Origin of the sequence: Arthrobacter sp. FW306-2-2C-D06B, assembly GCF_021789175.1 — a bacterium.
In the GTDB taxonomy this organism is placed as follows: domain Bacteria; phylum Actinomycetota; class Actinomycetes; order Actinomycetales; family Micrococcaceae; genus Arthrobacter.
On sequence record NZ_CP084560.1, the window covers coordinates 1,979,907 to 2,001,705 of the forward strand.

The following is a 21,799-nucleotide window of genomic DNA, read 5'->3' on the forward strand; positions in this document are numbered from 1 at the left end:
CTCAAAATCAGATTATGCGGCCGGCCACAAGGAATTCGGCTAGCTCAGCGCCTGCGTTTCCCGTATCGACAACCTTCTTGCCAACCGCTCGAGCGGGTCGTTCAATTACAGCCAAGACGACCGAACGTGCGCTGGTTGCTGGGTCTGCGGGCTCGATGTCCAGGTCGTCCAGAGACCACGTGGCCAGTGGCTTACGCTTGGCAGTCATGATGCCCTTGAAGTTTGGGAAGCGAGCCTCCGCCGACCGTTCCGTCACGGAAATAATGGCCGGAAGCGTGGCCCTTACCGTCAGAGTTCCGGTTTCGACGCTGCATTCACCCACCACGCGCTGGTCCGAGATGTCAGCCGAGTTCAGAGAACTAAGCATTGGAAGGCTCAGATACTCTGCAATCATCGCTGGCACGACTCCACCCCGCCCGTCTGTGGACTCATTGCCTGCGATCACGAGGTCAAATCCAGTCCTCGTCAACGCTGCGGCAAGGACTGCCGAGGTCCGCATAGCGTCCGACCCGGCCAACGCGTCGTCTAGGATATGAACCGCCGAGTCAGCCCCCATGGACAGCGCCTTGCGCAGGACTGGGGTCACAGACTTTGGGCCCATCGAGATGACCTTTACTTCGGTGCCCTTGTGTACATCTTTGTAACGCAGGGCAACTTCGACTGCTCGCTCATTGATCTCGTCAGCGACACCATCAGTTGCGGCCCGATCCAGAAGGCCGGTCGCTGGGTCGATCCGGCGTTCCTCCTCGGTGTCCGGCACCTGCTTCACCAATACAACGATCTTCATGACTTTCCCTTCTTGTTAACAGCAACGAACACTAAATAGGAGACTCACGACCGCATGCCTGTTGAGTCACGCAGGAACCCTGACTGCGGAAATTCCGGATTCAACACGCTCTCCAGAGCGCGGCGGATCAGACTAGGAGTTGAGCCATTCAAGTGACTTGTAAATCAGGTCCTCTTGCCCACGAACACCTCGGGGGCCATCGCCCAACGGCATAAACCGATGGGCGTCGGAACGACTCCACTCGCGAACTACCCAGCGCTCAGCGATTGCCCAGCGGCCGCTTCGCTTCTCCATACGGTCGATCTGCCGGAATCCGCTTGTAAAGTTCAGCGGGTCCGTGCGGTCGTTCATCCAATGCACGCCCATGCCATACGTTTCCGCAACGGCACGGTTCCCGTCGATGGCTGACAAGTGGTTGCTGACAATGTGCATCATCCCGTCGTAGCGTGGAATGGTCTGCTCAAGCCAGCCGACATAGTCGTCGATTGTGCCGTCGAAACCGGTGTGATGCTCCATGGCGTCTTCGTGATATGCAGCCCTCACGAGACTCATGTCCGCGCGGTCGACACCACGGCAGTACTTCAACACGACCTCGTAGATGTCCTGTTTGACGCCGTCCATAAAGAGCATTCCTCCTATTGATGTTTCGTCCGGTTTTGCTGCCGGAGTACGGGATTCTGCAAAGATGTACCCTTTGCGAAATGCCATTGTTCTGCCCGTTTATTCCCGCGGGAGATTCCTTCTGCGGGTCTCAGGATGCGGTGAACCGGGGTTCCCGTCGCTCCGCATTAGCTAAGACTCCTTCGCGGAAGTCGTTGGTCCGCCGGAGGATTCCTTGTTCCAGCCGCTCCTGGGCGAGCGCAACTGCGACATCTGCGTTCAAGCGTTCTCTCAACGTTCGCCTAATGGATGCCACAGCTAGGGGGGCTGAGGATGCAATGTCTGCCGCCAGCCGGTGTGCCTCGCGAGACACGTCGTCTGGTTCTACTAGCCTGTCGCACAGGCCGATCTCGAATGCTTCGGCTCCCGTGACTCGGCGTCCGGTGTACAGCAGTTCGGCCGCGCGCTGGGCACCTATGACTGACGGCAGGGTTGCCGACAAGGCAAAACCTTGACTAATGCCGAGCCGGGCAAAATTGGCCGCAAATCGGGCCCTTGGGGTACCGACTCGAAAATCCGCAGCCATCACCAGGCCCAAACCTCCACCAATCGTCGCACCATTGATCGCCGCAACGAGGGGTAACGTTTGTGCGAAGAGACGCGGGACTACATCGTCGTAGATGTGTGGTCCGCCGTCGTCTTCCAGATTGCGTGGTTGAAAATTCATTCCTGCGCAGAAGTGCTTGGCAGAGCTTTCGAGAACAATGGCTCGGACCCCGGTATGTGCCAACCCTTCCATGGCCGTGACGAGACGGTCCAGCAGGTCCATGTCGAAGTAGTTGTTCGTGCCCCGCCGAAACGTGATGGTTGCTACATGAGTAGCTGAGTCTTCTCGAACGTGAACGTGGGTTTCACCCTCTTCGTTCGTCAGCTCCGCAGAGTCGGAGTTCATTTGTCTACCTTTCGTTTCCAAGGCTGGACTGCTGCCTTCACGCCAAATTCAGATTCCGAAGCCTGATACAGGTCCATCGCCAGACGGTGACCGTGAGCCATCCAGTTCGCCACACCGCCGGTCCAACCAGGAAAACCACCTGCTCGAACTGATGCAACATCCGCGTCCTCGGGGAAGACCAAGGTGCCTGACGCGACGGCATCGATGCCAGCCTGCGCGATGTGATTTAGCAGCCTACAGGCCAGGCTCACATCTTCTTGGATCGACGATCGGAAGGGTTCTTGGGAGCCCGGCGGTCGACGCGACGGCAGGTCAGCCCAGGCCAGTGCTCGATCAACGGCCGCTGCGCCATAGCCGAGGCTTTCGCAGTCTTTGACGGCTTGGGCAAGAGCAGCCGCGAGGATCCGCCCGAAAGACCCCATGCCGGGGGCGACGGGAATCGCCACGACGCCGGCGGTGGCCAACGTGGAAATGGCAGCTTCTCCTGCGCGGGAAACGCCCGCGGCATACTCAGCCACACGTTGACCGTCGCCCACGAAGTCCGGAGCTAGCCACATTTCGGGCCATTCCCCCTCGGCCATCAGGGGCAGTGCGACGTTCACATCCGGACCGTTCGCGTTTCCCACCGCACAAGTAGATTCGCCCACATCGGCTACTTCACCCCATGAACCCGCCTTCAACTTGTCAGCCGCAGACTCGTCGCGGGGGATGAGAAGGAGTTTGGAGGCGGGGAGTCCTGAAAGGTTCTTCGCGCGTTTCCTTACGGCATTAGTCGCGAAAAAGTGTGTCCGGATGCTGTTCTTCGTAGCGTCGGAGACCACAACGCTCCCAAACATATCGGACTCGAAATGCAACGCCGTCTCTAAATCTGTGTGCATAGAGCGGTTGGCTACACGGACGATCGCCCGACGGGTGGGGGTGGCCGTGGGCCGCGGCAGTGGGCGAGGCGTCTTAGGCATGGATGTTGCAGAGCGGGCAGCGACACTCGGGTTCGACAGGATCCATTTTCTTGCTGCGGCGTCGGCCGCTTCTGCCGATGCCGCTACATCATCGATAAGCCCGATATCTACGGCTTCCCGGATTGGCAAACGGCGGCCAGTGAGAAGCACGCTGTCCAGAGCCTGATCTACGCCCAGACGGCGGACAGTCCTGACAATGCCGCCCGCACCTGGAATAAGGCCCAGCGTTGGTTCCGGCAGACCGACGATTGTGCTTCCACTGTCAACGCCAATGGACCTGTGGCAACAGAGTGCCAGCTCAAGCCCTCCGCCCAATGCCGGTCCATTAATGATGGCCACCACCGGGCGTTTCAGCATTTCCAACCGTTGCGTGTACGACTTGCGCACATTGAGATCGTCGACGAACTCACGAAGTCCAGTTGGGTCGACGGCCATCAGCCTATTAAGATCTCCGCCAGCCAGGAAGGACTTCTTGGCGGAGCTCAAGATGACGCCGGCAATGCGGTCTTGGACTAGCTCCAGTCGTTCAACCGAGGCAGCGAGGGCCTCGATGAATGCGCTGTTGACAGTGTTCACGCTCCGGTCCGGATCGTCTATGACGAGACTCACGATCCCGTCATGCGATTCGTGCCAGTGGATGGCTGTGTTGAGCATGCTTCGTTGTGCTCCTTCCGGCTCGCTGCTTTCAAATCGACGCGGAACCACGAATCAGATTCGACGGCGCCGATGCGCCGACTCGGCCTAGGGTGTGGTCGATTTCTCTACGGACGCGGCGGCATTCGAACAGCGCCGTCGATGCGGATCGTCTCCCCATTCAGCATCGGATTGTCAATGATGTGTTCGGCCAGGTGCGCGAATTCAGCCGGATCACCCAGTCGTTTCGGGTGTGGCACCGGCTCGTATAGACGAGCCTTGACGTCCTCCGAGAAGCGACTGAGGATCGGAGTATCAAACACGCCCGGCGCGATGCAATTGACTCGGACTGCCCGCTGAGCAAGATCCCGGGCGGCGACCAGGGTCATGGCAACGACCGCGGCCTTCGATGCAGCATAGGGCAGCTGGCCAACTTGACCCTCGTAGGCGGCCACAGATGATGTGAGCACGATGACGCCTCGGTCATCCCCGACGATGTCATTCTTGGCCATGGAGCTCGCCGCGAATCGCAGGAGGTTATAGGTGCCATTTACGTTGGTCCGAACCACTGTCTCAAAAAGTTCAGGGTCGCCAGGACCTCCTTCCCGGTCCAGCACGCGCACGGTGCCGCCGCGGCCTGCGCAGTGGATGGCTGCACGTAGCGGGCCCCGCGATTCCGCGGCGGCGATCGCAGAAGCCAATTCGTCGCCGATGGTGACATCCGCGGGTTCGAAGTGTGCGAATTTCCCCAGTTCGAGTGCCCGAGCGGCACCCTCCGACCCGGGCAAGTCCACCAAGGTGATCGAACATCCGCGTGAAACCAGGCGGCGTGCAGTTGCAAGGCCCAGACCGGATGCCCCGCCGGTGATAATTACAGATGCGTCTTTTAAGTCCACTTTCTTCTCCTGCTTTACTTAGTTGTCAGAGACGCTCAATGACCATTGCATTAGCCATCCCGCCCGCCTCGCACATGGTTTGAAGGCCGTACCTGCCGTGTGTCGATTCCAGGCTGCTGAGAAGAGACGCAAACAGGCGGATCCCAGATGCCCCAAGGGGATGACCGAGCGCGATGGCTCCTCCGTGCGCGTTGAGCCTCTGGTGGTCGAATCCAAACTCGGACTGCCACGCAAGTGGGACCGATGCGAAGGCTTCGTTCACTTCGACGTAGTCGATTTCCTTGATGGCCAGCTTCGCTCTCTCCAACACTCTGTGCGTTGCGGGGATGATCCCTGTCAGCATCAAGAAAGGATCGTCTCCGGCTACGGCAGATGCGACGAAACGCGCCCGAGGTTGAAGGCCGAGCTGGGCCGCGCGTTCTTCGCTCATGATCAAGGCTGCGCCTGCTGCGTCCGCGAAAGAGGATGAGTTTCCAGCGGTGATCTTCCAATCAAGAGAAGGAAAACGGGTACGAGCTTCATCTGTTGCGAAAGCGGGCTCAAGCTGCGCAAGCACCTCAAGACTGGTGTTCGGGCGGATGGTCTCGTCCGTGGATACTGTGACGCCGTCGGGGCGGATGATGGGAATAATCTGCGAGTTCAGCAGTCCTGCCCGTGCGGCTGCGTCCGCTCTCGCATGGGAGTCAACACTCAGCGCATCCAAGGCACTGCGGGACAGGGAGAACTTTTCTGCTATCAGCTCGGCGGCAATTCCTTGCGAGACAAGTTCTGGGAACCGCGCATGCACCCCGGGTCCGGCGGGGTCGGAGTCCTTGCGATTTGTGCCCATGGGAATGCGGCTCATGGACTCAAGTCCACCGGCGATCACCATGTCGTAGGCGCCAGCCTGTACGCCCTGAACCGCAAAGTCAATCGCCTGTTGCCCGGACCCACACCTCCGTTCGATGGTGGTCGACGGCACGGACACCGGGAAGCCGGCTGAAAGCCATGCATGACGGCCCGGTGTTCCGGATTGCTCGCCAACCTGACCCACGCATCCGATTAGAACATCGTCGACCTGGCCGGGGTCTATACCGTTCCGGCCGACTAGACCGGAAAGAACCTGGGCAAGTAACTCGACTGGATGTAATGGCGACAGGAGGCCGCCAGGCTTGCCCCGTCCCATCGGGGATCGTACAACGTCTACGAGAACGGCCTGTGCCAAGAGCTATCTCCTTCGTCTGTGGTTCAAATCGGATTCAGTGTCCTCTGAGGGTCCATTGCCTTATTGGTTCGGGGGGACAACATGCAGGGAACACATCGTGTTCCCTATGGCCATCTGACCGGCACGCCCTCGTACACAAAGATGAACGTCTATTCGTATATACGACTGAAGATTACACCAGCCGGGCTCCTCTGGCAATGGTGGGTCGCGTTTTCAAGCGGTGCATTGGCGCGGAAGTCGGTCAGATAGGTGAGGGAAGCCCCTTCATTAGCGGGGCGGATCGTTCTGCTTCGCGTCATCGCGAAGGCTCGATACTGCGGAAGCGTGGTGATTCAATCAATGCGGGGGAGCGACGGCCATCAGAGGCGAAGCGGTCTGGTTGTCGCGTAGTGTCCAAACAACCGTGCACTAAATACGGGGCAATTTGTGCTCCGAGTCGCGAGCAAAAATTCCCGCTAAGGGTCTTCATGGAACGCCGCCCGCGAGAGTTGCGTCCGCTGTCCGCCAGCGAGGAGGGGAGCCAGGCCTATCGGAGTTCTTCTTTTGCAGATCTCGCTTGATGGTGCCAAAGAAGGTTCAAAGCCAGGGCCGCAGCAACGATAGCGCACCCGAGTGAACTGACCGCCAAGGTAGCATCGATGGCCTTCCCCACGGGGTGCAGGTCAGCGGCAAGGTGGGCACCGAGCACTGATCCGGAGACGGCGCTGCCAAACGAACCTCCGATTGTGCGAAGAACTTGATTGAAGCTGACCGCGCTGCCGAGTTCGGTGGCGGCAACTGTCCTGGTAATGAGTCCAGGCATCGCGGCATATGTCATGCCTGTGCCGGTGCCGAACAGGAGCATTCCGACCAAGATCTCCCATAACTCACCGTGGGCCATCCACAACAGGACCGTGGAGATCGTTACGATGCAAGCGCCGAAGGGGAGCAGGGTTGCCATGCGGAGGCGGTGCGATATTGCACGCACAAGCCGGTTCGCACCGAGACTTCCCATCGACAATGGGAGCATCACAAAACCTGCCCACGCCAAGGGCAACGCAGCACCGTATCCTGTCGACACAGGCGCCTGCGCAATCAGACTGACGATGGAGAGGGTAGCGTACATCGCGGCGCCTAGTCCGATCGCAGTGGCATTGGCCAGGAGCACTTCGCCGTTCTGTAGCACCCGGAGATTTATCAACGGGTGCGAGGCGTGCAGCTCAACGACCGACCATGCAGCTAGGACACCCGCAGAGAACACGAGGCAACAGACAGTCAATGGTGAATACCATCCCCAAATGGACCCTTCGCTGACGGCTACGAGGAATGAAGCGAGTCCGATCCCCAGCAGTATGGCACCTGTGTAATCGAACGCGACACTCGGTGCCCGCACGTCAGGGCCGGGGGGCACGAAGCGCAGCACAACAATGATGGCGGTAACTAAGAACAGGACTGCGAATATGAACGCGGACCGAAAGCCGAAAGCTCCGGCGAGGATACCTGTCAGAGGGTATCCCGCCCCGAGCCCGGTGGACACTGTCACTGACAAGCTGGAAATCCCGAAATGCACCTTGCCCTCTGTGAGATGACGCCGGGCTAGAGCAATGGTGACCGGAACGATGCCGTACGTCAAACCTTGCAGTGCTCGTCCCAGTAAGAACACGACAAAATTTGGCGCCGCCGTGGCAATGATGGAGCCGAGGAGTATACCTGCGAGAGCCACAAGTAGCAGGCGTCTCTTGTGCGGACCATCGCTCATCCGGCCCATTATCGGAGTGGCCATCGCCCCAATTAAGAGGTTGACCGTGAGCATCCATTGGGCCGTGCTGACGGAGACGTCCAACTCATGTGAGACTTCCGGCACGAGGAGCATGCCTAAGGAACTGACGATTGCACTCGTCAGTGCGGCATAGATGAGCGCGGGCAGTAACTTTGATTGCGATCGCATCGACCGGATTGCCCCTTTCGCCCATCCTCGTTGAGGCCGATTCAAGAGCAGGCTCCTGAATCGGCCTTGGTGGGCGACCCGCATACACCATTCCGCATCGCGAAACTGTGATGATCCCCAGTCACGCCGGTTCGATTCGTCCCAATGAAGAGAACGGCCGGCGCGCTGGCCAGCAAGTCGGTGACGAGCGAGACTTTTACAAGTGGTTCGCCAACGCACGCCCAAGGCTCCCCGAGACCGATCCTGATGGACACAAATCCGCGAGAACCGACAAGAGACCTATGAACGCCCCTGGTCGAGTTGCACTGAGCGCTTCCGCCTCGCTCGAGCCTCCGCCGACGTTGGCCTCGCACATCGCCTTGCCATCAGAGACTTCGAGTCCGAGCTGCCATCATTCGATAATACGACTTGATATTCGATATTTCAAACGGCCTGGCCGGACGGTCACCCAGTATTGCCCGCCGCCGCCGGAGCCATCAATCCACGGGAACTGAAAGTATGGTCAACTCCCCGTCATCGTTCGCGTGGACGTGGTCGATGGTGAAGCCTGATACGGGGCCGTTCTGCTTCGAAGCAGGGTTAGCAGAATCGAGCCACACTTCAAAGCCATCATTCTTAAGGAAGAGCGTACGAGGCTCCGCTCCGTGACCTTCTAACCACAACACGTCGGCGGCAGGTGTTACTGCGTCAACGCAGCCGGAGCGCACGACTCGGCCGTTCTTTGTGATCCGCACGGTCTGGCCTTCTAAGACGCTCCAGTCATTGACCGGCCCTGCGTCAGGCGCAGCCATTGTTGAGGTGGATCTTGTAGTCATCTTTCGAGAGCCTCAGCTAATAGTTCCCTTGGAAATGGTATATAAGCGCTCGCTACAGTGGCGAGCTCTCGCGGCTTTTCCACTATGGACTGCGTAAGCGGTTCGGGCGTTGAGAGTCCGCGTCGCTGGGCTGCCTCCCCGGCCATCGGGGTCACTTGTTGCGAAGAGTGCAGGCAGCCCAGCGGCGGGGGTTCAGGCGGCGACGAGTTCTTCCTTGGTGGCTTCCTCGCGGGCTTCGGTGAGGTAGCGGGCGTAGGCCGGGATGGTCAGGAAGGTAGGGAATTCTTCGGCGAGGGTGACTTCTTCGAAGATGCTGCGGGCATCGTTGAAGCGGTCGTCGTCGAAGCGTTCCAGGCGTGCGAACTCTTCGTCCAGGAGGTCGGTGACCCATTCGCGGGTGATGAGTTCTCCGGTGTCGGTGATGGCGTGGGAGTAGATCCATTGCCATAGCTGTGAGCGGGAGATCTCGGCGGTGGCGGCGTCTTCCATGAGGTTGTGGATGGCGACGGCGCCGTTGCCTCGGAGCCAGGACTCGATGTAGCGGATGCCCACTTCGATGTTGTTCCGGATGCCGGTCTCGGTGATCGTGCCCTCGGTGGAGGCGACGTCGATCAGGGCGCGGTCGTCGGGGGTGACGTCCTCGCGTGAGCGGTCCAGTTGGTTCGGACGCTCGCCGAGTACGCCGTCGAACACTTCGCGGCAGACCGGAACCAGGTCCGGGTGCGCAACCCAGGAACCGTCGAAACCGTCGCCGGCTTCGCGGGTCTTGTCCGCGCGGACCTTCTCGAGTGCCGCCGTGTTGGCGGCCTCGTCCTTGCGGTTGGGAACGGCGGCGGCCATGCCGCCGATTGCCATGGCGCCGCGGCGGTGGCAGGCGCGGACGAGTTGTTCGGTGTAGGAGCGCATGAACGGCTGGGTCATGGAGACCTGGGCGCGGTCCGGGAGCACAAAGCGGGGGCCGCGGGTGCGGAAGTTCTTGATGACGGAGAAGATGTAGTCCCAGCGGCCGGCGTTCAGTCCCGAGGCGTGATCGCGCAGCTCGAACAGGATCTCCTCCATTTCGAATGCCGCGGTGATGGTCTCGATCAGCACTGTGGCGCGGATGGTGCCCTGCGGGATGCCGAGCAGGTCCTGGGCCAGGATGAAGATGTCGTTCCAGAGGCGTGCCTCGAGGTGGTTCTCGATCTTGGGCAGGTAGAAGTACGGGCCCTTGCCCTGTGCCAGCAGGCGGCGTGCGTTGTGGAAGAAGAACAAACCGAAATCGACCACGCCGCCGGCAACGGGCTTCCCGTCGATGAGCATGTGCTTCTCCGGCAGGTGCCAGCCGCGGGGCCGGACCACGATGGTCGGCAAGTCCTCGGCAGCACGGAGCTTGTATTCCTTGCCCTCCGGGGAGGTGAAGTCGATCCGGCGTTCCAGTGCGTCCGTGAGGTTCAGCTGGCCCTGGATGACGTTGCGCCAGGTGGGGGTGGAGGAGTCTTCCATGTCGGCCAGCCACACCTTGGCGCCGGAGTTGAGCGCGTTGATGGTCATCTTCCGGTCCACCGGTCCGGTGATCTCGACCCTGCGGTCTTCCAGGCCCGGGGCCGGGGGAGCGACGCGCCAGTTCGGATCGTTGCGGATGTCCGCGGTCTCCGGGAGGAACCGCGGATCCTGGCCGCTGGAAATCTGCCCGCGGCGGGTATGCCGCGCCTGCATCAACTCCTGGCGGCGCTCCGCCGTCGCGCGATGCAGAGTTGCCACGAACTCCAAGGCATCCGGAGTAAGAACCTCGTTCTGCCGGTGAATGGGCTGGGCGGTCAGCGTGATGCCGTTGATCGTGTAATTGTCGGTGAAACTGTTCATGGGAGTGGCTCCTTGAATGGTTCCCAACTGGCTCGCAGTAGGTGTCGTTTTGAGGGCTCAAAACGACACCTACTGCTACCTAGTTGGGGAAAGTTTTAGTGGAACTGGCCTTCTTCGGTGGATCCCACCAGGGCCAGGGTGGATGCGTTCGGGTTGAGCGCAGTTGCAATGTCGTCGAAGTAGCCGGTGCCGACTTCGCGCTGGTGCTTGGTTGCGGTGTAGCCGCGGGACTCGGAGGCGAATTCCTTTTCCTGGAGTTCGACGTAGGCGCTCATGCCTTCGCGGGCGTAGCCGTGGGCGAGGTCGAACATCGAGTAGTTCAGGGCGTGGAAGCCGGCCAGGGTGATGAACTGGAAGGTGAAGCCCATGGCGCCGAGTTCACGCTGGAACTTCGCGATCGTGGCGTCGTCCAGGTGCTTGCGCCAGTTGAAGGACGGCGAGCAGTTGTAGGAGAGCATCTGGTCCGGGAATTCGGACTTGACGGACTCGGCGAACTTGCGGGCGAGCTCGAGGTCCGGGGTACCCGTTTCCATCCAGATGAGGTCCGAGTACGGGGCGTAGGCCTTGGCCCGGGCGATGCAGGGTTCGATGCCGTTGCGGACCTTGTAGAAGCCCTCCGCCGTGCGGACCGGCTGTCCGCCTTCGCGGAGGATGAATTCCTGGTCGCGCTCGTCGACGTCGGAGGTGATCAGGGTGGCCGCCTCGGCGTCGGTGCGGGCGATGACGACCGTCGGGGTGCCTGCGACGTCGGCCGCGAGGCGGGCGGCGTTCAGGGTCCGGACGTGCTGCTGGGTGGGAATGAGCACCTTGCCGCCGAGGTGGCCGCACTTCTTTTCCGAGGCGAGCTGGTCTTCCCAGTGCACGCCCGCGGCGCCGGCCTGGATCATGGATTTCATGAGTTCGTAGGCGTTCAGCGGGCCGCCGAAGCCGGCTTCGGCGTCGGCGACGATCGGGACCAGCCAGTCCTCGACGGTCTGGATGCCCTCGGAGAATTCGATCTGGTCGGCCCGGAGCAGGGCGTTGTTGATGCGGCGGACCACGGTGGGGACCGAGTTGGCCGGGTAGAGCGACTGGTCCGGGTAGGTGTGGCCGGAGTTGTTGGCGTCGGCGGCGACCTGCCAGCCGGACAGGTAGATGGCCCGCAGCCCGGCCTTGACCTGCTGCACGGCCTGGTTGCCGGTCAGCGCACCGAGGGCGTTGGTGTAACCGCCGGTGGCCGCTTCTTCGCTGAGTTGCTTCCACAGCTTCTCGGAGCCGCGCCTGGCCAGGGTGTGTTCTTCGGAGACGCGGCCGCGGAGGCGGACGACGTCGGTGGCCGAGTAGTCGCGGGTGACGCCTTCCCAACGCGGGTTGGCAGCCCATTCGAGCTCCAGTGCGGCGGCCTGCTCGGTTGCTGTCTGCTGAGCGGCGGGCTGTCCTGGTTCAAATGCTGCGGTCATTGTCTGTCTCCTTTGACGCTACTTTGGCGTGTTGCTGTCTATGTAGCCCCGGCCGATCTTCGCTGCGCCTTTGCAGTCCAGGCCGGCCGAGGGTTTCCGTAGTTCTTACTTTTCAGTACTTCCAAGAGGCTTTCTAGAGGAAAACCATGGAAAGAAATGCACTTCTTTAGATCCTGACAAGAAATGCGTCTTTATCCTCGGGTAGAATTTGCAAGTATCCACAATATGGACACTTTTTCAAAGAGGTTTCACATTGTGGAGCGCCTAGAACGGAGTCATCCACTGCATTGACAGGTCAGGGCAAAGCTCTCTAGCCTCAGTTCATGACTGGCGCGTCCACAAAATGGGCAGTTTGTTCGATGCGGACTAACTCGAACCACGGAGGCACCAGCCGTCAGAGGCCTTTCGATTGGTGGGGGCAGAGCCTGACTAGGACAGCAAGCGATTCCTTGATTAGCTTTTGAGCCCAAACGAGGGGCGGCAAGCGGCCTTTCGCGCGCGACGTGAAGACATCAGGCAACTACGAATATGACGAGAGTGAGGCAGGGTGACGAGTACCGAGAACCACCGGGAGCGCTACTTTGCTGGGCTGAAAACCCGGCAAAAGGTAATGGGGGCCTCGCACGTTGAGAAGTCACTTGGTCAAGCGAGTGAATTCTCGCTGCCGATTCAGGAAATCATCACGGAGTACGCCTGGGGGGAGATCTGGGGAAGACCTGGGCTGGACCTAAGAACCCGCAGCATGCTGAACCTGGCCATGCTGACGGCGCTCAATCGCTCCCATGAGCTGGCGGGGCACGTCCGCGGAGCACTGAATAACGGCGTCACCGAACAGGAAATTCAAGAAGTTCTACTTCAGACCATGATTTACTGCGGCGTCCCTGCGGCTCAAGAATCCTTTCGGATAGCCGAAGGGGTAGTCACGGAATTCACAAGAGCACGGGAGAGTGCCTCCATCTGAGTCAGGTGATGGAGGGGTTCCGCCGACACGTACCGACATTTCACCGTCAAACCGCCAAACCCGCTTTGTCGAAGACGAGCTTAGACCGACTGGGCCCGCCACGGACGCTCAACGCCAGGCGTGGGCGCGTTGTACGGGTCAAGAGCCGTCCAGCACGACTGGTCGGCAGCCGTGCTGGAACATCAGATCCTGACCCACACCACACTCGCACGGGCGCGGCCCCGAACAATCTCGAGGCAAGACGACCCGGCGAAGGCAACGAGTGGGCATGGGATGTCGCAAAGGGCTCTCTGGCGCTTGTCTTTCTGGACGCCCCGATCAGGTGCGGGAACGTGACATAGACGAGCCCACGACGTTGCGTTGGCCCGGGCCCAGCCGAGTTCGGATCTGGGTTCGCTTTCGTCGGTCGCTAGGATCACATCGACGTTGCCTCTTCCTGGGTGTGAGGCCAATGTATGAGAGGAGCGCACCCAGGAAGAGGCCCCCTAGGACGCCCGGGACCTTTGATGGAGGTCAGCGGTCGAGTAGGGCAACGACGGATTTGGCCTCAAGATACGCGTCGACTGCTTCGGGCCCGTTCGCGCATCCCCAACCCGACTGCTTGTAACCGCCCACCGGTACTTGCGCTCCGCCGGCCCGGTGCACATTGATACCTACCCGCCCGGCACGAAGCCTCCGCGCGATCGAGTGGGCTTCACCCACGTCACGGGTCCACACGCTGGCCGCCAAACCGTATTCCGAGTCGTTGGCTGCAGTCACCGCCTCATCGATATCGGAGAAAGGCAACGCGCCGATGACGGGACCGAAGATTTCCTCCTTCATCATGCGCATCGAAGGGGTGACGTTCGCAACGACGGTGGGCTCGAAGAAATATCCCTTCTCGCCGATCCGCGATCCTCCACTCACGATACGTGCACCCTCTGCAACGGCACCTTCGACGTACTCAGTGACCCGATCGAGCTGATTCTGGGAAATGAGAGGCCCCAGGTCCACGCCGGCATCGGTAGCGTAACCGGCCTTTAGCTTCCGTCCTTCTCTGGCGATTCCTTCCACGACTTCATCGAATATTTTCTCGTGTATGAGGAGCCGGGTGCCTGCCGAGCAGACCTGTCCCGTGTTCCAGAAGATGCCCGCTGCGATTCCCGAAATGGCGGAGGGAAGGTCAGCGTCGGCCAGTACGATTACCGGTGACTTCCCACCTAGTTCGAGGGTGAGTTTCTTCAGGTTGCCGGCCGACGCTTGCACAATCGATCTGCCGACCTCGGTGGAACCGGTGAATGCGACCTTGTCCACATCCTCATGTGCGGCGATCGCAGCGCCGACTACTGACCCAGACCCAGTCACGATGTTGACTACCCCGTCGGGGACACCGGCTTCTTGAAGTAGTGCTCCAAGCCGCAAGGCAGTGAGCGGCGTCTCGCTAGCCGGCTTTAGGACGCACGAACAGCCCGCTGCCAGTGCCGGCGCGAGTTTCTGGGAGGCAGCGATGAGCGGCACATTCCACGGGACGATCAGTCCCGCTACGCCAACAGGTTCGCGAAGCGTGTAGCCAAGGATGCGGCGTTCGGCGGAACCGACGTCGATTGTCTTGCCGTGGATCTTGTCCGCCCATCCGGCGAAGTAGCGGAACTGGTTGATCGCCTCGACCACCATGCCCCGTGCCTGCGGCAGGGGAATGCCTAGGTCGAGGCTCTCCAGTCGCGCCAGCTCGTCAGCATTTGCCTCAAGCAGTTCAGCGGTGCGCCAGAGAATGACCCCCCGATCTGCACCCGAGAGCCGGCGCCAACGTTCGTCTTCGAACGCGCGCCTGGCCGCCTGTACCGCCAGGTCGACATCCCTTTCGTCCGCCTTGGCTACCTTAGCGATCACTTCGCCCGTGCCGGGGTTGTAGACGTCGAAATAGTTGCCAGATATTGAAGGGATCCAGGATCCGTCCACGAGCATTTGCAGTGGGTGTTCCAGGCTGTCGATGGCGGTCGTCTGGTCCGTGGCTGTTTTAGTCATTTTCTCCTCCACAGGACGGTGGGTCACGCTGCCGTTAGTCGGCGAGGCGAAGCCGTCCTGCACCATGTTGACAACGCTCAGCGTTGAAGAATTGCAAAAGAGGTCAGCAGAATTGCGCCTGAAGTGGTCCAGGGGAGCTCCAGCGGGATGTAATTCTCGTTGGTTTCGCGAGGCATCCGCTGGAACGCGACATCGCGCGGGCTTTCTCCCTGATCGGATTCGCCCCGCTTCGGCCGCTTGGCTGATCACACAGTCAAGCTCAAGGAACAGCTTTACGCATTTTATATGATTCGTCAACGAGCCTGCTGTCGCGCAGCCTGAGCCAAACCCGGAGCCGACATGATCTACGCTCGCAAGGTCAAGTCGCACTTGGGGGGTTGACAATCCATATCTGGCACGCCCATCGCGCACCAAACCTCCTTGCGCCGCGGAGTTGCTCAAAATTGCCTAAATTGGCCATTGACAATAATCCTCTAACATTAGAGGATAGGTTCTTAAGTCTTCGGCTTACTGACTTCGCAACAACGAATCAGCCAAAGTACGTATGTTTCAAATGACCCCGCATCTGGTCCACTTCTACGTTGGGGGAGTGAAGTGGAGGCAGGGCCGGGGACACGGGGCTCGAAGTAGCCCGTCGCCGACAAAGGAGAAATAAGTTGCCGATTCCCACCCTTGGCCAGTTGTATGCCGATAGTGAGCGTACAGCTCGGATTTTGGAGATAGAACAAGAACTGCGGTCGGCGGGCGTTAAGCACGTATACCTGCAGTATGTCACCCTGCAGGGCCGAGTGCAGGCCAAGGTCGTGCCGACTGAGTACTGGGTCCAGGCCGCGTCGAAGGGCATGAACTGGGCGTATGTTGTCGCTGGAGGCAACCATATGACGCTCGATGGACGCACCGTCGGTTCAGGGGGTGCGGCGACCCAAGAGGGTCTCATGCTTCCAGACCTGGACACGCTGGCGATCCTTCCTTGGGACACGCGGATCGCACGTGTCTTCTGCACGCATTACCGACGGTTGGAAGAAGACGAGGCTCCGGGTGAAGTGGCCGACGATGACTGTCGGGCAATGCTCAAAATTGCGTTGGACGATCTGCAAACCGATCTTGGAATCGAGGCGGCAAGCGGGTGCGAGCCGGAGATGAGCTGGTTTAAGGACGCAGATTCGATGGACGCCTCCCGCAGCCACTTCCCGTCCCATGTCGGTACGTCTTATCACGTCCGTCATCTCGACGATGTGCGGGACGTCCTGACTAAGGTCACGGAGTACGCCACTGCTTTGGGATTCACGATGATTCAGGCGGACTACGAGGACCCCGGACAACTAGAGATCAACTTCCAGCATGACAACTTCCTTGCCACGGCCGATCGTCTGGTGACCTTCCGGCAGATCTGCCTGCAGGTTGCCAAGGAGCTGGGCATTATCGCCACCTTTATGCCCAAACCGGTCGCTGGGATCATGGCCAACGGCTGTCACCACCATGTCAGCTTCTGGCGTGACGGAGAGAACATCATGCTTGATCCGGACGTCTTTTCGCGGCGTAACCTCAACGATGTTGGACTCCACGCAGTCGGCGGACTTCTGGCGCATGCTCGGGGAATGATGGCGCTCCTCGCCCCGACAGTGAATTCCTACAAGCGCTTCCTTGATTCGAATTGGTCGCCGACCGAAACGAACTGGGGATATGACAACCGGGCCTGTGCCTTCCGCGTCGTTCCGGGCCGCGTCGAAGTTCGGAGCCCCGATGCGAGTACGAACCCCTACCTCTCGCACCTAGCGATTCTCGCTGCGGTACGGGATGGCTGGGAGAACAAAATCGACCCCGGGCCAGCACAAGACGGGGTATCCAGGGACGGAACGTTTGACTTCCCTGCGCTGCCTATGACGCTCGGTGAGGCGCTCGACGCGTTCGAGTCCGATGAGGTGATTTCGTCCGCATTGAGTCCGTCACTTCGTGAGAGTTTTGTTGATGCCAAGAGGGATGAGTGGATGCGCTTCTGCGGTGCGATCACAAGCTGGGACTTCGATAACTACCTCAACTACGTCCCGTAGGGCAGATGATTGCGGCTCCGCCATCGTATTTGCGGAGCCGTAATCGGGCCCTCGATTGCAGAGACTTCGATCCCGAGCAACGAAGTCAGCAAAAACTTGAAACCAGGTGTCCGGTAGGGGACCCGACTTGGCGTGGGCATCGCCGCGCGTTGCCAAAGACTATGAAGGAGCGACACATGATGACCGAAACACTGCGTACTGAATCGTTACCGACACTCCAGGCGGCCGCACATCGCCATCTCTGGATGCACTTTGCCGACATGTCCTCTTACGAGGATCGTGAGATCCCGACCGTGGTGAAAGGCGAGGGCGCCTACGTTTGGGACGATCGCGGGCGTCGTTACATCGACGGCCTTGCATCGCTTTACTGCGTCAATGCAGGACACGGAAGGCGTGAGATCGCGGATGCTGTCCATAATCAGCTCAAGGATCTCGAGTACTTCCCGGTCTGGAACTACGCGACCCCTCCGGCTGTCAAGCTGGCAGAGAGGGTCGCCGAATTAGCGCCCGGCAATCTCAACCGGGTGTTCTTTACCTCCGGCGGTTCGGAGTCTGTCGAGTCAGCGTGGAAGCTTGCACGCCAGTACCACCGTCTGCGCGGCCACGAGGGGAAGACCAAGATCATCGGCCGGACCGGTGCCTACCATGGGACGACGATGGGCGCGCTGTCGATCACCGGAATCCCGAGCATGCAGGAGCCCTTCCTCCCGCTCGTGCCGGGCGTCTTGCATGCGCCCAAGGTCGATAACTACCGGGCGACCGTCGGCCCCGAACAGCATGCCCTCGATTGCGCGAATGCGGTTGCCGACATCATCAAGGCCGAAGGAGCCAACACTATTGCCGCGATCATCGTGGAGCCGGTGCAGAACTCCGGCGGTTGCCTACCTGCAGATCCGATCTACTTCCAGCGGCTGCGCGAGATCTGCGATGCCAACGATGTGCTGCTTATCTCGGACGAGACGATCTGCGCCTGGGGACGGACAGGGGCCTTCTTCGGGTCCGCAGCTCTCGGCTACCAGCCGGACATCATCACCACCGCCAAGGCGATCACCTCCGCCTACATTCCCATGGGTGCCGTGATCGCCGGTGATCACGTAGTGGAGCCGTTCCTCAGCCGGGGTGCCGTTTTCGAACACGGCCTGACGTTTGGAGGCCATCCGGTAGCCGCGGCGGCTGGTCTCGCGAACATCGAGATCATCGAGAACGAAAACCTGTGCGGCCGCGCCACCGAGCTCGGCGCGCGCCTGCGCGCTGGACTTGAAGGACTCTATGACATCCCGATCGTCGGCGATGTCCGCGGCGCGGGCTTCTTCCAGGCGATCGAGTTGGTCAAGGACCAGAAAACGAAGGAGTCCCTCCCCGCTGAGACGTTGTTGAAGTGGTCGAGGGAGGTTCCAGGAATGCTATTTGACCGGGGTCTCGTGTGCCGTGCGATTCACCGCGGGGCACCCATCATCCAGTTCGCCCCGACGCTTGTCTCAAGCGAGCAAGACGTGGACGACATCGTTAGCATCGTGGACGACGTCCTCCGGATCAAGCTGGCAGAACTCGGCTGAGCCCGTCGGTTCGGTCCGTTCGGGGGAGCTGACTCCGGTCTGGTCTCTCAACTACGCCAGACCGCTGGATCCAAGCGGACCACATCGACACCTTTACGTTCGAAATATTTATCCAATCCCGTCGTCCGTCGAGGACGCCAGAATAAGGAGAAACTCGATGTTAAATCCGGAAGTTTCAGAGCTGAAGGAAGCCGAGCCGAAAACACAGCTCCCCAAAGGTCTAAAGGGAAATCTTGGCGTGTGGGGTGTGGTGGCGCAAGTCCTCGCGGTCATCGCACCGATGTTCGGCGCTTCAGCCGGCGTCGCGACCGTCGTCATCGCCGGCAACGGTATTGGCGCCGCGCTGACGATCTTGGTCACCGGTGCCGTGCTTGCGCTGTTCTCTGTCGGCTATTTGCAACTCGTTCGAGCGGTCAAGAACCCAGGGGCGTTCTATGCCTACATCACCGCTGGTCTCGGCCGTGAGTTCGGCCTCGCCGCGGGCATGCTTGCTTTGGTCACGTACTTCTTCGGCGTGGTCGCCGTTAGCGCATTTGCTGGCGCCCAAGTTGCCCATTACCTAGGCATTTTCCCGTGGTGGGTTTGGGCGGTCATTGCTACGCTGCTTTGCGTCGTGCTGGTCTCACGGGGCATCGACTTCTCGGCTCGCCTCCTCGGGGTCTATGTCGCCGTTGAACTCATAGTCGTCCTGGTGTTTATCGTCATCGCGCTCATCAACGGCGGTCCCAATGGGCTCACCACGGAACCGTTCACGTGGCAGGCATTTACTTCGTCCGGCTCGATCGCCGTCGGCGCCCTGTTCGCGATCAGCATGTTTCTCGGCTTCGAGGCTACCACCATATTCCGTGAAGAAGTTCGCGATCCGGAGCGCACGATCCCGCGCGCTACCTACCTTGTCGTGGTGCTGATCGCAGTGTTGTACGCTGCGGCGGCTTGGGCCACGATCGTGATGTTCGGCGTCGATAATGTTGTCCAACAGCTGACCAGCGATTTGTCGGGTTCATTCGCCACGGGACTCGCGATGCACACCAGTCCCGTGGTTGGCGAGGTCGCCACACTCTTGCTACTGGGCAGTGCGCTGGCCTCGTTGCTGGCCCTCTGCAACGTCGCCATCCGCTACGCATACTCGTTGGGTGCGGACGGGATCTTCCCGCGCAGTCTGGGTACCCCGCACGCCCGAATCGGTTCCCCGCACCGTGCGGCTGCCGCCCTCGGTGTGGTCGCGACAGTGCTTCTGCTGGTACTGGCGCCGTTCGGGTTCAGCGCTGACGATATCTACGTCTGGTTCGCGGGAGGCCTGGCGCTAGGCATCCTGACGACGATGTTCCTGGTGAACGTGGCCGTCCTCACCTACTTCCTTCGGCGTCGTGGAGGCGAGGGATGGTCGTGGCCCAAGATGGTAGTCCTGCCTGCAGTGAGTCTCGTGACCCTTGGCGTGTTGCTTTTCATGGCCAGCACGCAGTTTTCCCTGTTCGTCGGGGACAATAGCGCCGTCGTTCTAGTGATGCAGGGCACTCTCTATGTCGCCATCGTAGGAGGCCTGCTGTACGCGCTGTACCTGCGCAAAGCCAAACCGGACACGTATGCACGGATTGGTCGTCAGTAGCCGCGCGTAGGCGGCGTCCAAACGTCCTTTTTGCCCAAAGGGGTCTCGGCCCCGCCGGCTCAAAAGTTACCCAACTGAACTATTGAGTCTGAACATCTAAAATTACATGATAAATCTATAAAATCTTCGCTATATCAGGAGACACGCATGAGCTCTGCAACCACTGACGTTCCGTATTTCGACATGTTGGACCCCGACTTCGCGATCACCTCCGACGAAGTCCATCAGGCGCGTGAGCGCTCGTGGTATGCGGAAACGAACTACGGGCTGGCCATCCTCCGGTATGACGAGCTCACACGGCTCATCAAGCACCCCAAACTGCGTCAGGGCAGTGGTTCATGGATGGCGCTCAACGGCATCCATGACGGGCCGCTGGCCGAGTGGTGGGCTAGCTGGATCCTCCACCATGAGGGCGAGGCCCACCATCGACTGCGCCGGCTCCTGAACCCATCGTTCACTCAGAAGGTCGTCGCGCCCCTCGCCCCACGGTTCAGTGCCCTTGCGAATGAAGTCATTGATTCCTTCGCCGACAACGGAAGCTTCGACTTCGTTTCCGAGTTCGCCGATCCCTACGTGGCGCGGGCCATCTCGATCCTTCTGGGGATCCCCGAGGAGGAATGGCCGATCATCGCAGAGGATGCCACGACCCTCGGGCTGTCCCTGGGCGTTACGGTCAAGCAGGACCTTCCGAAGATCGAGGCCGCTCTGGGCCGCCTGCAGGGGTACGCCGACACCATCATCGCGGATCGACGGGCTAACGACCGGGGAGACTTCGTGAGTTCCCTCGTGGCATCGTCGAAGGAACCGAACGGCCTCACCGCCAACGAGCTGCGCGACGTTCTGGCGCTTCTGGTGCTGGGCGGGTACGACACGACTCGCAACCAACTCGGTCTCGCGATGCAGACCTTCTTGGAATACCCCGACCAGTGGAACCTGCTGGGCGAGCAGCCCGAGTTGGCCCGTGCGGCCGTCGAGGAGGTTATGCGCGTGAACCCGACGACCCGGTGGGTAACTCGTCAGGCGGTCGAAACCTTCGAATTCCAGGGCCTGGTCATCGAGGAAGGCACAACGATTCACATGATCAACGAGTCCGCCGGCACCGATACCCGTTCATTCGAAGAGCCGGAGTTCGACATCACCGCCGAGCGAAAGCCGCATTTCGGCTTCGGTGGCGGCGTGCACCACTGTCTGGGTCACTTCGTGGCCCGTAGCGACATGGGCGAAGCGTTGGTTGCCCTATCGAGTCGTCTGCGCGACCTGCGTCCGAAGACCGGCGACGGTTGGCTCCCCGACTCGGGCAACACTGGCCCGACGAAACTCCCCATCACATTCACCGCTGTCCGCTGACGGCAGCATCACTACAAGGAGCAATAGCATGCACGTGAAAGTTGATCTCGACCGGTGCCAGGATCATGGCCTTTGCGCGATCGCAGCGCCCGTGGTCTTCCAAATGGACGCTGACGGCAAGTTGGTTTACGAGGGAGATCCCGACGACTCGCAGTTGGATTACGTAGAAGAGGCCGCGGACGGGTGCCCCGTCGCAGCCATCCTCATTGGCGAGTAA

The 21,799-nt window shown here is 60.4% G+C and carries 16 protein-coding genes; 6 read left to right on the forward strand and 10 right to left on the reverse strand.

The genetic code is table 11. The features are described 5' to 3' along the window. Positions 1–7 precede the first annotated feature (7 nt). The 9 genes from LFT47_RS09265 to aceA form a co-directional block, all read right to left on the reverse strand. Positions 8–787: an electron transfer flavoprotein subunit beta/FixA family protein gene (locus LFT47_RS09265; RefSeq protein ID WP_236817467.1), complete on the reverse strand. Its 780-nt coding sequence runs from the start codon at positions 785–787 to the stop codon at positions 8–10. A gap of 132 nt (positions 788–919) precedes the next feature. Then, positions 920–1,495: a nuclear transport factor 2 family protein gene (locus LFT47_RS09270; protein ID WP_236817469.1), complete on the reverse strand. Its 576-nt coding sequence runs from the start codon at positions 1,493–1,495 to the stop codon at positions 920–922. A gap of 43 nt (positions 1,496–1,538) precedes the next feature. Then, positions 1,539–2,339 (reverse strand): enoyl-CoA hydratase/isomerase family protein, encoded by an 801-nt coding sequence (locus tag LFT47_RS09275; RefSeq protein ID WP_236817471.1) that lies wholly within the window; start codon positions 2,337–2,339, stop codon positions 1,539–1,541. Further along, the gene (locus LFT47_RS09280) at positions 2,336–3,952 is read right to left on the reverse strand and encodes an enoyl-CoA hydratase-related protein (RefSeq protein ID WP_236817478.1); all 1,617 of its coding nucleotides are present in this window, start codon (positions 3,950–3,952) and stop codon (positions 2,336–2,338) included. The genes LFT47_RS09275 and LFT47_RS09280 overlap by 4 nt, the downstream gene beginning before the upstream one ends. A 107-nt stretch (positions 3,953–4,059) precedes the next feature. Next, on the reverse strand, positions 4,060–4,827 hold the full coding sequence (locus LFT47_RS09285) for an SDR family NAD(P)-dependent oxidoreductase (RefSeq protein ID WP_236817492.1): 768 nt from the start codon (positions 4,825–4,827) through the stop codon (positions 4,060–4,062). A 25-nt stretch (positions 4,828–4,852) separates the two neighbouring features. Next, positions 4,853–5,992 (reverse strand): thiolase family protein, encoded by a 1,140-nt coding sequence (locus tag LFT47_RS09290; RefSeq protein WP_442863464.1) that lies wholly within the window; start codon positions 5,990–5,992, stop codon positions 4,853–4,855. A gap of 565 nt (positions 5,993–6,557) precedes the next feature. Further along, positions 6,558–7,958 carry an MFS transporter gene (locus LFT47_RS09295; RefSeq protein ID WP_236817496.1) on the reverse strand — a complete coding sequence of 467 codons (1,401 nt, stop codon included), beginning with the start codon at positions 7,956–7,958 and terminating at the stop codon, positions 6,558–6,560. 1,007 nt (positions 7,959–8,965) lie between these two features. Continuing rightward, the gene (aceB, locus tag LFT47_RS09300) at positions 8,966–10,618 is read right to left on the reverse strand and encodes a malate synthase A (protein WP_236817498.1); all 1,653 of its coding nucleotides are present in this window, start codon (positions 10,616–10,618) and stop codon (positions 8,966–8,968) included. A gap of 95 nt (positions 10,619–10,713) precedes the next feature. Beyond that, positions 10,714–12,057 carry an isocitrate lyase gene (aceA, locus tag LFT47_RS09305; protein WP_236817499.1) on the reverse strand — a complete coding sequence of 448 codons (1,344 nt, stop codon included), beginning with the start codon at positions 12,055–12,057 and terminating at the stop codon, positions 10,714–10,716. Between the two features lie 547 nt (positions 12,058–12,604). On the opposite strand from aceA, the gene LFT47_RS09310 reads away from it, so the two are divergent. Then, entirely contained in the window at positions 12,605–13,018 is a 414-nt protein-coding gene (locus LFT47_RS09310; protein WP_236817501.1) for a carboxymuconolactone decarboxylase family protein, read from the forward strand. A gap of 513 nt (positions 13,019–13,531) precedes the next feature. Here the strand turns inward: LFT47_RS09310 and LFT47_RS09315 are convergent. Beyond that, positions 13,532–15,022, reverse strand: a complete 1,491-nt coding sequence (locus LFT47_RS09315) for an aldehyde dehydrogenase family protein (protein WP_236817503.1) — start codon at positions 15,020–15,022, stop codon at positions 13,532–13,534. A gap of 656 nt (positions 15,023–15,678) precedes the next feature. On the opposite strand from LFT47_RS09315, the gene LFT47_RS09320 reads away from it, so the two are divergent. The 5 genes from LFT47_RS09320 (at position 15,679) to LFT47_RS09340 (ending at position 21,799) form a co-directional block, all read left to right on the forward strand. After that, positions 15,679–17,073 carry a glutamine synthetase family protein gene (locus LFT47_RS09320; RefSeq protein ID WP_236817505.1) on the forward strand — a complete coding sequence of 465 codons (1,395 nt, stop codon included), beginning with the start codon at positions 15,679–15,681 and terminating at the stop codon, positions 17,071–17,073. A gap of 176 nt (positions 17,074–17,249) precedes the next feature. Next, on the forward strand, positions 17,250–18,629 hold the full coding sequence (locus LFT47_RS09325; protein WP_236817507.1) for an aspartate aminotransferase family protein: 1,380 nt from the start codon (positions 17,250–17,252) through the stop codon (positions 18,627–18,629). Between the two features lie 157 nt (positions 18,630–18,786). Beyond that, positions 18,787–20,235, forward strand: a complete 1,449-nt coding sequence (locus LFT47_RS09330; protein ID WP_236817510.1) for an APC family permease — start codon at positions 18,787–18,789, stop codon at positions 20,233–20,235. A gap of 147 nt (positions 20,236–20,382) precedes the next feature. Next, entirely contained in the window at positions 20,383–21,582 is a 1,200-nt protein-coding gene (locus tag LFT47_RS09335) for a cytochrome P450 (RefSeq protein ID WP_236817517.1), read from the forward strand. A gap of 28 nt (positions 21,583–21,610) precedes the next feature. After that, entirely contained in the window at positions 21,611–21,799 is a 189-nt protein-coding gene (locus LFT47_RS09340) for a ferredoxin (RefSeq protein WP_236817519.1), read from the forward strand.

Bases quoted from the DNA above. Each gene is read 5' to 3' on its own strand.
- aceB (WP_236817498.1), bottom strand. From the start codon at position 10,618: ATGAACAGTTTCACCGACAATTACACGATCAACGGCATCACGCTGACC.
- LFT47_RS09270 (WP_236817469.1), bottom strand. From the start codon at position 1,495: ATGGCATTTCGCAAAGGGTACATCTTTGCAGAATCCCGTACTCCGGCA.
- LFT47_RS09340 (WP_236817519.1), top strand. From the start codon at position 21,611: ATGCACGTGAAAGTTGATCTCGACCGGTGCCAGGATCATGGCCTTTGC.
- LFT47_RS09275 (WP_236817471.1), bottom strand. From the start codon at position 2,339: ATGAACTCCGACTCTGCGGAGCTGACGAACGAAGAGGGTGAAACCCAC.
- LFT47_RS09265 (WP_236817467.1), bottom strand. From the start codon at position 787: ATGAAGATCGTTGTATTGGTGAAGCAGGTGCCGGACACCGAGGAGGAA.
- LFT47_RS09330 (WP_236817510.1), top strand. From the start codon at position 18,787: ATGTTAAATCCGGAAGTTTCAGAGCTGAAGGAAGCCGAGCCGAAAACA.
- aceA (WP_236817499.1), bottom strand. From the start codon at position 12,057: ATGACCGCAGCATTTGAACCAGGACAGCCCGCCGCTCAGCAGACAGCA.
- LFT47_RS09315 (WP_236817503.1), bottom strand. From the start codon at position 15,022: ATGACTAAAACAGCCACGGACCAGACGACCGCCATCGACAGCCTGGAA.
- LFT47_RS09290 (WP_442863464.1), bottom strand. From the start codon at position 5,992: ATGGGACGGGGCAAGCCTGGCGGCCTCCTGTCGCCATTACATCCAGTC.
- LFT47_RS09325 (WP_236817507.1), top strand. From the start codon at position 17,250: ATGATGACCGAAACACTGCGTACTGAATCGTTACCGACACTCCAGGCG.
- LFT47_RS09295 (WP_236817496.1), bottom strand. From the start codon at position 7,958: ATGCGATCGCAATCAAAGTTACTGCCCGCGCTCATCTATGCCGCACTG.
- LFT47_RS09280 (WP_236817478.1), bottom strand. From the start codon at position 3,952: ATGCTCAACACAGCCATCCACTGGCACGAATCGCATGACGGGATCGTG.
- LFT47_RS09335 (WP_236817517.1), top strand. From the start codon at position 20,383: ATGAGCTCTGCAACCACTGACGTTCCGTATTTCGACATGTTGGACCCC.